11 protein-coding genes are annotated in these 16511 nt (G+C 58.8%); 10 read left to right on the plus strand and 1 reads right to left on the minus strand.

The genetic code is table 11. The annotated features are described in order from the left end of the window. Positions 1 to 5: 5 nt before the first annotated feature. From KGB23_RS02820 to KGB23_RS02865, 10 genes are all read left to right on the plus strand, one after another. Positions 6 to 1175, plus strand: coding sequence for an alginate biosynthesis protein Alg44 (locus tag KGB23_RS02820; RefSeq protein ID WP_223429796.1), 1170 nt, complete (start codon positions 6 to 8; stop codon positions 1173 to 1175). Positions 1176 to 1187: 12 nt separating this feature from the next. Further along, positions 1188 to 2594: an alginate biosynthesis TPR repeat lipoprotein AlgK gene (gene algK, locus KGB23_RS02825; RefSeq protein WP_095132971.1), complete on the plus strand. Its 1407-nt coding sequence runs from the start codon at positions 1188 to 1190 to the stop codon at positions 2592 to 2594. After that, on the plus strand, positions 2591 to 4078 hold the full coding sequence (locus KGB23_RS02830) for an alginate export family protein (protein WP_223429797.1): 1488 nt from the start codon (positions 2591 to 2593) through the stop codon (positions 4076 to 4078). Before algK ends, KGB23_RS02830 begins: the two co-directional genes overlap by 4 nt. A gap of 26 nt (positions 4079 to 4104) precedes the next feature. Beyond that, entirely contained in the window at positions 4105 to 5694 is a 1590-nt protein-coding gene (gene algG, locus KGB23_RS02835) for a mannuronan 5-epimerase AlgG (protein ID WP_223429798.1), read from the plus strand. A gap of 10 nt (positions 5695 to 5704) precedes the next feature. Then, on the plus strand, positions 5705 to 7156 hold the full coding sequence (locus KGB23_RS02840; RefSeq protein ID WP_223429799.1) for an alginate O-acetyltransferase: 1452 nt from the start codon (positions 5705 to 5707) through the stop codon (positions 7154 to 7156). 7 nt (positions 7157 to 7163) lie between these two features. Then, the gene (locus KGB23_RS02845) at positions 7164 to 8288 is read left to right on the plus strand and encodes a mannuronate-specific alginate lyase (protein WP_223429800.1); all 1125 of its coding nucleotides are present in this window, start codon (positions 7164 to 7166) and stop codon (positions 8286 to 8288) included. Between the two features lie 214 nt (positions 8289 to 8502). Continuing rightward, the gene (locus tag KGB23_RS02850; protein ID WP_223429801.1) at positions 8503 to 10068 is read left to right on the plus strand and encodes an MBOAT family O-acyltransferase; all 1566 of its coding nucleotides are present in this window, start codon (positions 8503 to 8505) and stop codon (positions 10066 to 10068) included. 11 nt (positions 10069 to 10079) lie between these two features. Further along, positions 10080 to 11255, plus strand: a complete 1176-nt coding sequence (locus KGB23_RS02855) for an alginate O-acetyltransferase (RefSeq protein ID WP_056743082.1) — start codon at positions 10080 to 10082, stop codon at positions 11253 to 11255. Positions 11256 to 11269: 14 nt separating this feature from the next. Continuing rightward, on the plus strand, positions 11270 to 11926 hold the full coding sequence (locus tag KGB23_RS02860; protein WP_223429802.1) for an alginate O-acetyltransferase AlgF: 657 nt from the start codon (positions 11270 to 11272) through the stop codon (positions 11924 to 11926). Between the two features lie 106 nt (positions 11927 to 12032). Continuing rightward, positions 12033 to 13484 (plus strand): mannose-1-phosphate guanylyltransferase/mannose-6-phosphate isomerase, encoded by a 1452-nt coding sequence (locus tag KGB23_RS02865; protein WP_223429803.1) that lies wholly within the window; start codon positions 12033 to 12035, stop codon positions 13482 to 13484. A gap of 83 nt (positions 13485 to 13567) precedes the next feature. On the opposite strand, the gene KGB23_RS02870 is transcribed toward KGB23_RS02865, so the two are convergent. Further along, positions 13568 to 16300 carry an RHS repeat-associated core domain-containing protein gene (locus tag KGB23_RS02870; protein WP_223429890.1) on the minus strand — a complete coding sequence of 911 codons (2733 nt, stop codon included), beginning with the start codon at positions 16298 to 16300 and terminating at the stop codon, positions 13568 to 13570. Positions 16301 to 16511 lie beyond the last annotated feature (211 nt).

A 16511-nucleotide genomic window follows, 5' to 3' on the forward strand; every position in this document is an offset into this window, starting at 1 on the left:
TCCATATGAATACCGCCGTCAACGCCAACGTAGTGCATGAATCAGAAGCCCAGCGCCAGCACGCCCGGGTAAAAATCCCGGCCAAGCTGCGTTTCTACGGTCCTGACCGGACCCCGGTAGAAGCTCGGGTCATCGACCTCTCCGCTGGCGGCCTGGCTTTCAACGCCGGTCAGCTGCCACTGAAGGTCGGCGACGTGTACAAGGCTCGCCTGCAGTTCGTCATCGATAACCTCGGCCTGGCCATGGACGTCGAGTTACTGGTGCGCTCCCACGACCGCGAAACCGGTCGTACCGGTTGCCAGTTCCAGAACCTCGAATCCCAGGATATTTCCACCCTGCGCCACCTGATCACTTCTCACTTGGCCGGCGACATCGTCACCATGGGTGAAGTGTTGGCCACCCTGCAACGCGACAACTTCACCAAGGCGCGCAAGAACAAGGATGGCGGCCACGGCATGACCCCGTTCGGTCGCCTGCGTGCAGTGACCTTCAGCCTCGCGATTTTCCTCGTCGGCCTGACGGCATTCGGCTTCATCTTCAAGTCGGTGTACGGCATGTACTTCGTCAGCCACGCCCAGGCCGGTCTGGTCAGCGTGGCGGGCATGAGCATCACCATGCCGCGCGACGGCACGGTGCAGAGCCTGATCAAGGCCGACGGCGTTGCCGCCAAAGGCGCGCCGCTGGCGACGTTCAGCACCAGCATGCTCGATGTGCTCAAGGGCCATCTTGACGACAATCAATTACAACCGGCCAAGGTTGAAGAACTGTTCGGCAAGCAAATGACCGGCACCCTGACGTCGCCATGCGATTGCACCGTAGCGCAGCAAATGGTCGCCGACGGTCAGTACGCCAACAAGGGCGACGTGATCTTCCAACTGGTGCCGCGTAACAGCGAAGCCAACGTTGAAGCGCGCTTCTCCTATCGCCAGTTCGGCGACGTGCTGCCAGGCAGCTCGGTCAGCTTCCAGATCGCCGGCGAAGACAAAACCCGCTCCGGCACGATCATCAGCAGCACCAGCCTGAAAAGCGCCGACCTGTCGTCCGACATCCGCGTGCAGATCAAACCTGACGAGCCGCTGGACAGCAAATTCGCCGGTCGCCCGGTTGAAGTCAACGCCACCCGTGGTCCGAACCTGAACTGGCTGATCGACAAAGCCATGGCCGCCGGTCGTTAAAAACAAGAGGACATGCCCGTGACTAGCCCACTCAGAATCCTGCCAGTCCCGCTGACTCTGGCCATGGCAATTGCCCTGGCCGGATGCGCCGGCCTGCCCGACCAGCGTCTGGCCAACGAAGCCCTCAAGCGCGGTGATACCACGCTGGCGGCGCAGAATTACCAGCAACTGGCAGACCTGGGCTACAGCGAAGCACAGGTTGGCCTCGCCGATATCCAGGTCGACAGCCGTGACCCGGCGCAGATCAAGAAAGCCGAGGCGACTTATCGCGCTGCGGCCAGCGTCTCGCCGCGAGCTCAGGCTCGCCTGGGTCGTCTGCTGGTGGCCAAACCCGGCTCCACCGAAGCCGAACAGCACGAAGCCGAAGGCCTGTTGAAGAAAGCCACCGCCGCAGGCGAAGGCAACACCCTGATCCCGCTGGCGATGCTGTACCTGCAATACCCGCACAGTTTCCCGAACGTCAACGCGCAACAGCAGATCAGCCAATGGCGCGCCGAAGGCAAGCCGGAAGCGGGCCTGGCCCAAGTGCTGCTTTATCGCACCCAGGGCACTTACGACCAGCACCTGGACGAAGTGGAAACGATCTGCAAGGCCGCGTTGAACACCACCGACATCTGCTACGTCGAACTGGCCACGGTCTATCAGAAAAAAGCCCAGCCAGAGAAACAGGCCGAACTGATCAAGCAAATGCAAGCCGCTCAGGCTCGCGGCGCGGTTTCCGCGCAGCGGGTGGACAGCGTGGCTCGCGTACTGGGCGATGCATCCCTGGGCACGACCGACGAGAAAACCGCTCAGTCACTGCTCGAAGGCATCGCACCCGGCTACCCCGCTTCCTGGGTCAGCCTGGCGCAACTGCTCTACGACTTCCCGGAACTGGGTGACGTCGACACGATGATGAAGTACCTGGACAACGGCCGCGCTGCCGACCAGCCGCGCGCCGAACTGTTGCTGGGCAAGCTCTACTACGAAGGCAAAATGGTCCCGGCTGACGCGAAGGTCGCCGAAGAACATTTCAAGAAAGCCGTCGACAGAGAAGTGGCCGCCGATTACTACCTCGGCCAGATCTACCGTCGCGGTTACCTGGGCAAGGTCTATTCGCAGAAAGCGCTGGACCACCTGCTCAAGGCTGCGCGTAACGGCCAGAACAGCGCCGACTTCGCCATTGCCCAACTGTTCTCCCAAGGCAAGGGCACCCGGCCCGACCCGCTTAACGCTTATGTCTTCAGCCAATTGGCCAAGGCCCAGAACACCCCGCAAGCCACCGAGCTTGCGCAAACACTCGAAGCCCAACTGCCGCCTGCCCAGCTCGCCGAGGCCCAACGTCTGTTGAAACAAGAACAGGCTGTTCGTGGTGCCTTGAGTCAGAACACGCTGGAACTGCATGCCCTGGAAGAAGAAGACGGCGAGGAATCCCTATGAAGTTGAATCCATTCGTTAAGGCCGGTATTGGCCTGTCATTCGCCCTGCTGTGGTCGTGCCCGACCCTGGCGGCCCTGACTGAAAGCAAGAACTACGGCCTTGACGTGAAAGTCACCGCCCAGTCCGAAGACGACACCGACCTGGGTACGCAGAGCGGCGGCGACGTCAACGGCGTCGGCCTCGACTTGCGTCCATGGATTTATGGCGAGAGCGGCGCGTGGAGCGGCTATGCCATGGGTCAGGCAGTGACGTCCACCGACATCATCGAGACGGACACCCTGCAACAGTCCGACAGCGACGGCACCCAGACCACCGACAACGGTGATCGCAAGAGCAAGAAAAACTACCTGGCGATGCGTGAGTTCTGGGTCGGTTACAGCGGCCTTACGCCCTACCCCGGCGAGATGCTCAAGCTCGGTCGCCAGCGCCTGCACAACGACGACGGTCAATGGCGCGACACCAACATCGAAGCCCTGAACTGGACCTTCGACACCACCCTGTTGCGCGCCAACGCCGGTGTTGCCGAACGCTTCAGCGAGTACCGCACCGACCTCACAGAACTCGCGCCCAAGGACAAGGATCGCCTGCACGCTTACGCCGACGCGGCGTACCAGTGGACGCCGGGCAACTGGGTCGGCATTCGTGGTCATCACACCCACGATGACGGCAAGCTCGACTACGCGCAGCCGGGTGTTCCCGCCGATTCCCTGGACAAGAAACAGAATGGCGACATCAGCTGGATGGGCCTTACCGCCGACAGCGATGCCTACAACTGGCGCAACACCAACACCGTCAACTACTGGGGAAGCGTCACAGGTATGAGCGGCGACCGCGACAAGGTCAACCCGCTCAACGCCGATGGCACCGCTCCAGCACAAGCCAAAACCAGTGGCGATGTTGATGGCTGGGCCACTGACCTGGGCGTACGTCTGCGCCTCGATCCGCAATGGCAAGTCGGTGCAGCCTATGCCCGTGCCAGCGCCGATTACGAACAGAACGGCCTGGAAAGCAACCGCTCGAACTACACCGGTACTCGCTCGCGGGTTCACCGTTTCGGCGAAGCCTTCCGTGGCGAAATGCAAAACATGCAGTCCGCCACTCTGTTCGGTTCGTGGATGCTCAACGACGAATACGACGCCAGCGTGATTTACCACAAGTTCTGGCGCGTCGACGGCAACAAGCCGGTCGGCAGCAATGGCATCAACGCCGTCGAGAACAACACCGACGACGCGACCGGCGCGATTCTTTCCAGCACGTCCCTGCCGCTGGAAGATGGCAGCAAAGACCTCGGCCAGGAAATGGACGTGGTCGTCACCAAGTACTTCAAGCAAGGCCTGCTGCCCGCGTCCTTGAGCCAGTCGATCGATGAGCCTTCGGCCCTGGTGCGGTTGCGTGGCGGTGTGTTCAAGCCCGGCGATGCGTATGGCAAAGGCGTCGACTCGTACATGCACCGCGCGTTTATCGACGTGATCTGGCGCTTCTGATGCGAACCGCTAAGGGAGTTCCTGACATGAACAGTCCGAAGAGAGGCTCGATAACCTTGCTGGCCGGCGCGATGTTGCTGGCCAGCACGGCAGTCTTCGCCACTGTGGAGCCGGCCTCGCCCGTTCAAAAAGGCCAGCCGGCGACCATTGCCAAGGGATTGCAACAAGCCAAGACCTACACCGTCAGCAGCGCACCGACTGCGCCGCTGGAGTTGGCCAAGCCGAAACTGCCGGACACCTCCGGCTACACCGCAGAAGCCATCGCCGCGAAAATCGTGCGCACCAAGGCTGGCAAGATCAGCGTGCGCCGGATGATGCAGGAAAACGCCCTGAAGGACTTCATCGGCGGCGATAACAAGATGGCTGAATGGGTCGTGCGTCAGCACGGTATCCCACAGGCGATTTTCATCGACGACGGCTACATGAACCTCAAGGATCTGGCCAAGAAAGTACCCCAGCAGTACTTCAGCGAAACCTCGCCGGGTGTGTTCCTGGCGAAGTTGCCGATCGTGGTGGGTGAGAAAGGCATCCTGGAAATCGACAAGCAGACCCAGGAACTGCGCCTGTCCCAAGAGGCCGGTTCGTTCCTGGTCAACGATGGTCAGCTGTTCGTGCGTGATACCAAAATCACTGGCTGGAGCGAGAAGGCAAACGGTCCGGCGGCCTTCAAGTCGCCGAAGGAATTCCGTCCGTTCCTGCTGTCCTGGGGCGGCACCCAGACCTACATCGCCAACAGCAAGATCGCCAGTTTCGGCTACGCCAACAGTAAGTCCTATGGCGTGAGTATTTCCCAATACACGCCGAACATGGCCAAGGTGCTCAAGCGCCCTGAACCGAGCGGCTGGATCGTCGGCTCCGAGTTCTCGGACATGTGGTACGGCTTCTACTGCTACGAAACCCGCGACTTCGTGGTCAAGGGCAACACCTACAAAGACAACATCGTCTACGGCATTGACCCGCATGACCGTTCCCACGGTCTGATCATTGCCGACAACACGGTGTTTGGTACCAAGAAGAAGCACGGGATCATTATTTCCCGTGAAGTGAACGACAGCTTCATCTTCAACAACCGCAGCTACGACAACAAGTTGTCGGGCCTGGTGATCGACCGTAACAGCGTCAACAACCTGATCGCCTACAACGAGATCTACAAGAACCACACCGACGGCATCACCCTCTACGAGAGTGCCGACAACCTGATCTACGGCAACAAGGTGATCAGCAACAAACGCCACGGCATCCGGATTCGTAACAGCGTGAACATCCGCCTCTACGAAAACCTGTCCATGGCCAACGGCCTGACCGGTGTCTACGGGCACATCAAGGACCTGAGCGACACCGACCGGGACATCAAGCTCGACCCGTTCGATGCCCAGGTGTCCCTGATCGTGGTCGGCGGCGAACTGGCCGGCAACGGCAGCGGCCCGCTGTCCATCGACTCGCCGTTGAGCGTCGAGTTGTATCGCGTGTCCATGCTTGCACCGACCAAATCCAGCGGCATCAGCTTCTCGGGGATTCTCGGCGAGCGCCAGGACGAAATTCTCGACCTGCTGGTGCGCCAGCAGAAAGCCGTGTTGATCGACCCTGTCGAACGCCAGACCAAAATACGGGACTGAGGATAATTTTATGCACTCACACTTGATCAAATTACTCAGCCTGTCGGCCCTGACCGTCGGCATTTTCGCGGCCAGCGCCGGCGCTCGTGCCGATGAAGCCAAAGCACCTGCCTTCAGCGCCGAACCGTGCTGCAGCCTGTGCCCGGAAGCCCACGACCCGAAGAACTACACCACGCGCTATCAGCAGAACTTCACCACGCTGGTGCAGGCTCAGGGCGATTGGTTGTTCCGTACGCAAGAAGACTTGCGCACCGAGTTCGACACCACACCCGCCGGCTACAAGCGCATGAAAGAACTGCACGATGCGTTCAAGAGCAAAGGCATTGAACTGGTCATCGTTTACCAGCCGACCCGTGGGCTGGTAAACCGCAACAAGCTCAACCCGGAAGACAAGGCCAAGTACGATTTCGACAAGGCCTTGCGGAACTACAAGACCATGCTCGGGCGTTTCGAGCAGATGGGTTACGTGGTGCCTGACCTGTCGCCACTGACCAACGAATCACTGCCAGAAACCCTGCCGGCCCACGACTTCTACTTCCGCGGCGACCAACACTGGACGCCGTATGGCGCCCAACGCACGGCGAAAATCGTCGGCGAGAAAATCAAGCATTTGCCTGAGTTCGCTGACATTCCGAAGCGCGAATTCGAGAGCCATAAGTCGGGTCGCATGGGTAAGACCGGAACGTTACACAACATGGCGGGTCAACTCTGTGGCACCAGCTACGCGATCCAGTACATGGATCAGTTCACCACCGAGCCGAAAGGCGAAGCAGCTGATGGCGATCTGTTCAGTGACTCCGGCAATCCGGAGATCACCCTGGTCGGCACCAGCCACAGCGGCAAGAACTACAACTTCGCCGGTTTCCTCGAAGAGGCCATCGGCGCCGACATCCTCAACGTGGCGTTCCCCGGCGGTGGCCTGGAAGGTTCGATGCTGCAGTACCTGGGCAGCGAAGAGTTCCAGACCAAGCCGCCGAAGATTCTGATCTGGGAATTCTCGCCGCTCTATCGCCTCGACCAGGAAACCATCTACCGCCAGATGATGGCGCTGCTGGACAACGGTTGCGAAGGCAAGGATGCACAGATGAGCGCCAGCGCCACGCTGAAACCGGGCAAGAACGAATTGATGGTCAACAGCAAGAACCTGAACCTGCAAAACAGCAGTCACCAGGTTGATATCCGCTTCGCCGATCCGTCGGTGAAAACTCTGCAAGCCACCCTCTGGTACATGAACGGTCGCCACGAGGACATCAAGATCGATAAGCCGGAAACTTCCGACACCGACGGGCGTTTCGCCTTTGAGTTGCGCACGGACGAAGACTGGGCCTCGCAGAATCTGCTGGCCGTCGAAGTCCAGGGACCTGAAAAAGCAGGTACCACGCCTCAGAAAGTCGAAGCGAAAATCTGCAAACGCAACGTGTTCCCTGGCGCTGGGCAGCGTACCGCTCAGACCGGGCAATGAGGCAACTATGCAAACCCGAACTTTGAAAAGATTGATCGCGCCCTCCCTGCTGACTCTGGCGATGTTTGCCGGAGCCACCCAGGCCGCCGCGCCACTGCGCCCGCCACAGGGGTACTTCGCGCCGATTGAAAAAGTCAAAACCGGCGACAAGAGCGAAGGCTGTGATGCGATGCCGACGCCGTACACCGGCTCGCTGCAATTTCGCAGCAAATACGAAGGTTCCGACAAGGCCCGTTCGACCCTGAACGAGGCATCGGAAAAAGCCTTTCGCGACAGCACCGCCGATATCACCAAACTGGAACGCGGCACCAGCAAGCGCGTGATGCAGTTCATGCGTGACGGTCGTCCGGAACAACTCGAGTGCACGCTGAACTGGTTGACCGCCTGGGCCAAGGCCGATGCGTTAATGTCCAAGGACTTCAACCACACCGGCAAGTCGATGCGCAAATGGGCCTTGGGCAGCATGGCTTCTTCGTACATTCGCCTGAAGTTTTCCGACTCGCATCCGTTGGCGAATCATCCGCAAGAATCGCAGTTGATTGAAGCCTGGTTCAACAAAATGGCCGATCAGGTAGTCAGCGACTGGGACAACTTGCCGCTGGAACAAACCAACAACCATTCGTACTGGGCCGCCTGGTCGGTGATGGCAACGTCCATCGCCACCAACCGCCGCGACCTGTTCGACTGGTCGGTGAAGGAATTCAAGGTCGGCGCCAATCAAATCGACGCCCAGGGTTACCTGCCCAACGAACTCAAGCGCGAGCAACGCGCCCTCGCCTACCACAACTACGCCCTGCCGCCGCTCGCGATGATCGCCAGTTTCGCTCAGGTCAACGGTGTGGACTTGCGTCAGGAAAACAACGGCGCATTGAAACGCCTGGGTGATCGAGTACTCGCGGGTGTCAAAGACCCGGAAGAATTCGAGGACAAGAACGGTAAGGAACAGGACATGACCGACCTGAAAGTCGACTCGAAATTTGCCTGGCTCGAACCGTTCTGCTCGCTCTACACCTGCTCGCCGGATGTGCTTGAGAAAAAGCACGAGATGCAGCCGTTCAAGACCTTCCGCCTCGGGGGGGACCTGACCAAGGTCTACGACCCGGCGAATGAGAAGGGCAAAAAAGGTTCCTAGAGCCGAACGCAAAACCCCTGTGGGAGCGGGCTTGCTCGCGAAATCGGTCTGACATTCACCAATGATGTCGACTGATACACCGCTTTCGCGAGCAAGCCCGCTCCCACAGGGTCAGTGTCGAGTTTGAGTTTTGTGTGTTACGCCCTCCGGTTTTCGGTGGGGGGTTTGGGGGGGCTGCGGCCCTTGACTGTTGGTTAAACATGGAGAGACCGGGATGGTATTTTCATCCAACGTGTTCCTGTTTTTGTTCTTGCCGATCTTTCTCGGCATGTACTACTTAAGCGGAACGCGCTATCGCAACCTGCTGCTGCTGATCGCCAGCTACGTGTTCTATGCCTGGTGGCGTGTGGACTTCCTTGCGCTGTTCGCAGCCGTCACCCTGTGGAACTACTGGATCGGCCTCAAAGTCGGTGCCGCAGGCGTTCGGACCAAACCGGCACAACGCTGGTTGCTCCTGGGCGTGGCCGTCGACCTGTGCATTCTCGGCTACTTCAAGTACGCCAACTTCGGCGTCGACAGCATCAACGCGATGATGACCTCCGTCGGTCTGTCGCCGTTCATCCTGACCCACGTGCTGTTGCCGATCGGGATCTCGTTCTACATCTTCGAGTCCATCAGCTACATCATCGACGTCTACCGTGGTGACACGCCGGCGACCCGCAATTTGATCGACTTTGCCGCTTTCGTGGCGATCTTCCCGCACCTGATTGCCGGTCCGGTGTTGCGCTTTCGCGATCTCGCCGACCAGTTCAACAATCGTACCCACACCCTCGACAAGTTCTCCGAAGGTGCGACGCGATTCATGCAGGGCTTCATCAAGAAGGTCTTCATCGCCGACACCCTGGCGGTCGTGGCCGACCATTGCTTCGCCTTGCAGAACCCGACCACGGGCGATGCCTGGCTCGGCGCGCTGGCCTACACCGCGCAGCTGTATTTCGACTTCTCCGGTTACAGCGACATGGCGATCGGTCTGGGCTTGATGATGGGTTTCCGCTTCATGGAAAACTTCAAACAGCCGTACATCAGTCAGTCGATCACCGAGTTCTGGCGTCGCTGGCACATCAGCCTGTCCACCTGGTTGCGTGACTACCTGTACATCACGCTGGGCGGTAACCGTAAAGGTACGCTGATGACCTATCGCAACCTGTTCCTGACCATGCTGCTCGGTGGTCTGTGGCACGGCGCGAACATCACGTACATCGTCTGGGGCGCCTGGCACGGCACGTGGCTGGCAATCGAAAAAGCCCTCGGCCTGAACACCTCGCCGCGCAGCATCAACCCGATCCGCTGGGCGCTGACCTTCCTGCTCGTGGTCATGGGCTGGGTGATCTTCCGCTCGGAAAACCTGCACGTCGCCGGTCGCATGTACGGCGCAATGTTCAGCTTCGGCGAATGGTCACTGTCGGAACTCAACGCGGCCAGCCTCACCGGCCTGCAAGTGGCGACTCTGGTGGTGGCTTACATGACCTTGGCGTTCTTCGGCATTCGCGACTTCTACAGCAACCTGCCGCCTGAGAAGACCAAGCCTGTTGTGAACGTCGAGGCCGATGGCCCGGCTGCCGCGACCCCTGGAATGATCAAAGCCGTACCGGGCGACAACCCGGGCAGCATCCACCTGCCTGGCTACACCGTCGGCGTTGAAGCGACTGTGCAACCGGCCTACTGGACTGCGGACTGGTCTCGTTACGTGATGCGCACGCTGGTACTGGTGCTGTTCATCGCCTCGATTTTCAAACTCTCGGCGCAAAGCTTCTCGCCGTTCCTTTACTTCCAGTTCTGAGGGATCTGACTATGACCCGCTCATTACGCATCCTCTACATCGCCCTGTTCATGGTGACGCTGTTGGTCCTTGGCGTGTGGTCCACGCGCAGTTTCCTCGGCTTCAGTACCTCTGCCGAAACGACGGTGCTCAACGGCCGCTGGACCAAAGCCGTGGAAACGCATTACGACGACGAGTTCCCGATCAAGCGCCTGGGCACCAACCTTTGGGCTGCGCTGGATTTCAAACTGTTCAACGAAGGTCGTCCGGGCGTCGTGCTCGGCCGCGATCAGTGGTTGTACAGCGATGAGGAATTCAACCCGATCGTCAACGAAGAGCTGAACCTTCAAGGCAACTACGCGCTGGTTGAAGGCGTGCGCCAGGAACTGAAAGCCAAAGGCGTGAAACTGGTCATGGCGATCGTGCCGGCCAAGACTCGTCTGTACCCGGAACACCTGGGTGAAGTGAAGCCTTCGAGCATCCACGCCAACCTCTATGACGACTTCCACGCTCATGTGGCGGCCAACAAAGTCCTCGCGCCCGACCTGTTCGGCCCGATGCTGAAAGCCAAGCTGGACGGTCAGCAAGTGTTCCTGCGCACCGACACCCACTGGACCCCGGAAGGCGCACAAATCGCCGCCGAGACCCTGGCGAAATCCATTTCCGACAAGTACCCGCTGAGCGGCGAACCGCAGCATTTCGTTACTGAGCCTGCGGAGAAGGTGACGCACAAGGGCGACCTGCGGTTGTTCCTGCCGCTGGACCCGCTGTTCGAAAACCTGATGCCCAAGACTGAGCCGTTGCAGAAGCGCAATACCGTTGCGGCGCAGGACCAGCCTGCCGCTGATGACGCTCTGTTCGCCAACACTGAAGTGCCGGTGGCCCTGATCGGCACCAGCTACAGCGCCAACCCCAACTGGAACTTCGTCGGTGCGCTGAAACAAGCGCTGAACAGCGACGTGGTCAATTACGCCGAAGACGGCCACGGCCCGATTCTGCCGATGCTCAGCTACCTGAAAAGTGATGCTTTCAAGAACAGCCCGCCACAGGTGCTGATCTGGGAGTTTCCTGAACGTTATCTGCCTGTGAACAACGAAATCGGTGACGCCGACCCGCAGTGGGTCGCAGAGCTCAAAGAAGCCGGCGTTCGCCAACAAAACGTAGCCGCAAACACTAAATCCGAGACGCCCGACCGGGCGCAAAACTGAAAGAGAGGTACACCATGACTTTCACTACTACTCCTCGCCGTCTCGCCAAGACCTTTGCTTTGGCCGCGACCTTCAGCGTCCTTTCCATGAACGCTTTCGCCGCTGGTGACTCCGCGCTCTACGGCCCGACCGCACCGAAAGGTTCGAGCTTCGTGCGTGTCTACAACGCCGGTAACGCTGAAGTCAGCGCCACCGTCGGCACCACCAACCTGGCCGAAGTCGCGCCGCTGTCCAGCACTGACTTCAGCTTCATGCCGGGCGGCGACTACAGCGCCAAGGTCGGTAGCCAGTCCCTGCCGGTGAAACTGGCCGGTGACCACTATTACACCCTGGTCAACAACGCCAGCGGCGCACCGCAACTGATCGAAGAGCCGCCGTTCAAGAACAAGCAGAAATCCCTGGTTCGCGTGCAGAACCTCAGCGACAAGGCCCTGACCTTGAAAACCGCTGACGGCAAGACCGAAGTGGTTCCGACCGTGGCGGCCAAAGGCCGTGGCGAGCGTGAAATCAACCCGGTGAAAGTCAGCCTGGCACTGTACGACGGCGCCACCAAGGTCGGCGACGTGAAGCCGGTTGCCCTGGAACGAGGCGAAGCCGCGGTGCTGTACGTCACCGGCAGCGGCAGCAGCCTGTCGCCAGTCTGGGTAAAACGCCCGGTGTCGACGCGCTAATCATTTTGTCGGGTAGCCCACGGGCTACCCGGACACGGAATAAGAACAAGAGTGAAACGACAGAACGCAGTAGCTCTGACCCATACGATTTTCAAGGAGTAACAACATGATTCCGGTGATCTTGTCAGGTGGTAGTGGCTCACGTCTTTGGCCGCTTTCGCGTAAGCAATTCCCTAAGCAATTTCTCGCCCTGACCGGCGAACAAACACTGTTCCAGCAAACCCTGGAACGCCTGGTGTTCGAAGGCATGGACACCCCCATCGTGGTCTGCAACAAAGAACACCGTTTCATCGTCAACGAGCAGTTGGGCGCCCGTAAACTGGACGTGCAGCGCATCCTGATGGAACCGTTCGGCCGCAACACCGCGCCGGCCGTGGCCTTGACCGCACTGATGCTAGTCAACGAAGGTCGCGACGAGTTGATGCTGGTGCTGCCAGCCGACCACGTGCTGGAAGATCAGAAAGCCCTGCAACGCGCGCTGGCCCTGGCCACGGTCGCTGCAGAAAACGGCGAAATGGTGCTGTTCGGCGTACCAGCGACCAAACCGGAAACCGGCTACGGCTACATCAAGTCGGCCAATGATTCGCTGCTGCCCGAAGGCGTCAGCCGCGTCTCGCACTTCGTCGAAAAACCGGACGTTAAGCGCGCCACCGAGTTCGTCGAGTCCGGCGGTTACTTCTGGAACAGCGGCATGTTCCTGTTCCGCGCCAGCCGTTTCCTCGAAGAGCTGAAAAAACACGATCCGGACATCTACGACACCTGCGTGCTGACCCTGGAACGCAGCGAGCAGGATGCCGACACGGTCGACATCGACCCCGCCACCTTCGCTTGCTGCCCGGACAATTCCATCGACTACTCGGTGATGGAAAAAACCCAGCGCGCCTGCGTTGTACCGCTGACCGCGGGCTGGAGCGATGTCGGCTGCTGGTCGTCGCTGTGGGAAGTGAATGAAAAAGACGCTAACGGCAACGTCACCAAAGGCGATGTGGTCATTCAGGACAGCAAAAACTGCATGATCCATGGCAACGGCAAACTGGTGTCGGTGATCGGCCTGGAAAACATCGTGGTCGTCGAAACCAAGGACGCCATGATGATCGCCCACAAGGACAAGGTCCAAGGCGTGAAACAGATGGTCAACACCCTCAACGAGCAGGGTCGTAGCGAAACCCAGACTCATTGCGAAGTCTATCGTCCGTGGGGCTCCTACGACTCGGTGGACATGGGCGGCCGCTTCCAGGTCAAGCGCATCTCGGTCAAACCGGGCGCATGCCTGTCGTTGCAAATGCACCACCACCGCGCCGAACACTGGATCGTGGTCAGCGGTACCGCTGAAGTGACCTGCGACGAAAACGTGTTCCTGCTCACTGAAAACCAGTCGACCTACATCCCGATCGCCTCGGTCCACCGCTTGCGCAATCCGGGCAAGATCTCGCTGGAAATCATCGAAGTGCAATCGGGCAGCTACCTGGGCGAAGACGATATCGAGCGGTTTGAAGATATCTACGGTCGCTCCAACCCGATCGAACGCGGCGTGTCGGTGAAAACCATCGCGCAGTGATTGATCTGTAACACAAAAAGCCCCCGTCCGACCCGCTGCGTTTCCCTATCCGCAGCGGGTTGGGTGGGGGCTTTTTTGCATGATCACGGTGCGTTTTTCGCAACGGACGACGTTGTTGTTTTTTTATTCCATGTTTTAACTTTTACCGTACCCGGTATCTTGATCTCGAGACTTCCCCCAAACGCACCATCGATACTATTGAGCAACGAGCGTGAATCCATTCTTCCTACCTGTACGGGAGAAATTCCGGAATTACCCAACAGCAGAGCCTTCAAATCTTTCAACCGCCCTTTCACCATCGGAACAGTAGCCAGGTTCGAGGAATGCTTGGGGTCCAGTACATCAGGGGAAGCAAAAAACTCCACAGTTTCGAAACCTGGCCCCAATGCAGCTTCCATTGCCTTGTCATCCTCAATATCGTATTCGGCGAAATGAGTCATTGAGTTAAGGAACCTGCGTTCGTTTACCTCGCCGTCTACTGCCAGCAGAAAGAAGGTAAAAGCGCTATTTCCTGCCTTCGTCCAGTCCTTCTCGTTTGTATTCCCACCTTTCCCGCCCAACGTCTTTACGTTTTTATGGACCAGCGAAAAATTTGACGCTATCTCCGTAAAGGGTGGTGTATCGCCTTTACTTCCGGAAACGGAGTAATGCCTCAATGTGAAGCGCTTGGTTTGAGTTTTTTCAAGCATGCTGGATGGTGCTTTTACTGTTTTGAACTTCAGTTTGTTATTGGTGATGTCGTCCATCATTTTGAAGGGAAGATTTCTATCCGTTTCGCTGTAGCCCTTCTTGTACGTATTAAAAATACCGGGCGCGGTGGTCAATGAGGACTCGGACTGCGGCTCCTCTCCCAACTCGTCAAAAAACGTCAACGGGTTGTTGCGGACCATTCGATAAAAATTAAGACCATCGATTGCCCCGGCAGGATCGGGATTCAACCAACGCTGCAACCACGATATATAGAACCGAAATCCATAGTAATAAAGCCCCGTCGCATCCCGCTCTTTACCCGAATAGCGAACGGTTTTGTAATCCCCATCGGTGTCGTTCGGACCGGCAGACCAGGCGGTTGCACCAAACGGGTAATAGGTTTCCCGGCTGATGATTCGCCCATCATCGGCGAGTTCCAGCGTGCAGGAGTTCAAATGATCCACCAGGTTGTAACGGTACTGATCGTTGCTCACGCCGGACGGCGAATCGGTTTCCCAATGCAACACCTGAACGCTGTTGAGTCCGGCCTGGGCGGTGATGACCTGCAGCACCTCCCCGGTGCCACTGTTCGTGCGAATGTCCAGTCCCGGCAAGTAACGCACTTCGGCCACCACCGTGCGGGCATTGGTATTCAGTGAGCGGATTTTGCGCACGCGCTGACCACCGCCATCGTAGACATAGGACTCCTGGTCATTGATCCCGGAGGCGCGCGCTACTGGACTGACCGACTGCAACTGGTTACGCAAATCCCAGGTCAAAAACCGTCCCTGATCCAGCTCCAGCAAATTGCCCCGAGTGTCGAACGCAGCGACGATTGCTTCTTCGGTAGGCGGCAAGCCGTCGCGCCAGGGCAGACAGCGGTTGCTATTACGCGCGGCCTTCAAATCACGTCCAGGCCCCTGCGCGCCAAGGTGCGTCAGCTTTAGCAAATTGCCGCTCTCGTCATAGCGGTAGGTCTGGTGATAGTTGCTGACTGCCGCGGGATCGGCCCGCCCCACAGATGCCGGTCCCTGATTGGCGCTGCCCGCCTCCCAGCCGAACGCCTCGATCAATTGGGAAAGGCTGTCGTAGATAAAGCGACTGATGGGCTCGATACGCTGGTTGGCGAAGTAACGCACCGGCAGTGCCTTGTCCTCGATGCTGAGGACGTTGCCCATTCGGTCATAAAGATAAATCAGATGCTGCAACGTCCCGGCACGGTCGCTGTACGCCCGTCGCTCCGTCAGGCGCCCGTTTTCAGGGCAATACTTGAGAGTCGTTTTTACATCGTTACCCGCTACTTCCCGTTCAACCTTTCCCTCGGCGTTGTACTGGATATCGCTGACCAATGTTTGCCAGGTGGTCAGTCCCTGAAGTTGCAGTCGCGTTTCACGCAAGCGACCGTCAAGGGTCAGCCTGAAGGTCTGGCGGTTTTCCTTGGCGTCGATCTGTTCCAGCACATCATTGAGCGGACCGAAATTCCACGTCGAGATGGCGCCCTCGCCCGGCTCAAGCAGCCGCTGGCGATCGGCCTCCAACGCCGGCCAGTCAGGTGCAACAGGTTCCAGGGTGAAGTGACGGATTTGCTTCACGCATTGGCCGGTGATTGAAAATGCCTCAAACAGCACCGTCCCGGCGGGGTCGTCATGACGGATTAACTGCCCGCATTGATTCTGCTCGCCATGATCGGGACCGCCATAGGCCATGCGTTCAGCAGACCTTCGCGGCTCAGTCGCGCCCTGCTCGAACACTGCCACGGGGCGAAGCAAGGGGTCGTACTCAACCTCACGGCGCGTACCTCGGCTGTCCCACCCCAGCAACACCTCATTGCCCAGCCCTGACAGAGTGAGCTGCCAACCGGCATCGACGCTGTCGGTGAACAGCGCGTTACCCGACAGCGAAAACACCGTCGTGAGGTTGGCGCGCCTCAACGGATCTTCTTTTGGCAGGGCCCAAAGCCGTGGATCCCACTGTTCAACCGCACGTCCTGCGGCATCGTATAGGGTGCGATTGATGCGTGTCTGAGTGGGGTCACCTTCGACCTCACGCCAGTAATCAACCGAACGGATCGACAGACCACGCGGGTCGATAACAGACAGCCAGGGTGTTTTGTGGTGCATTCCCATCGTCGAGGCCTGCATGCCGGTGGCGTCCTTGTTTACCAGCGGTCATCTAACCGCTTCGGGACAGGTCAGGCTACTGTCAGAAATTACAGTGCCGACCAACGGCATTAATAGAGTGCGTCCTCTGCGCGAATCAAACACAGCGTGTCGGTGAAAACCATCGCGCAGTGGTTGATCTGTAACACAAGAAGCCCCCGTACGACCCGCTGCGGTT

It is taken from the genome of Pseudomonas sp. GL-B-26 (assembly GCF_019947405.1).
In the GTDB taxonomy this organism is placed as follows: Bacteria; Pseudomonadota; Gammaproteobacteria; order Pseudomonadales; family Pseudomonadaceae; genus Aquipseudomonas.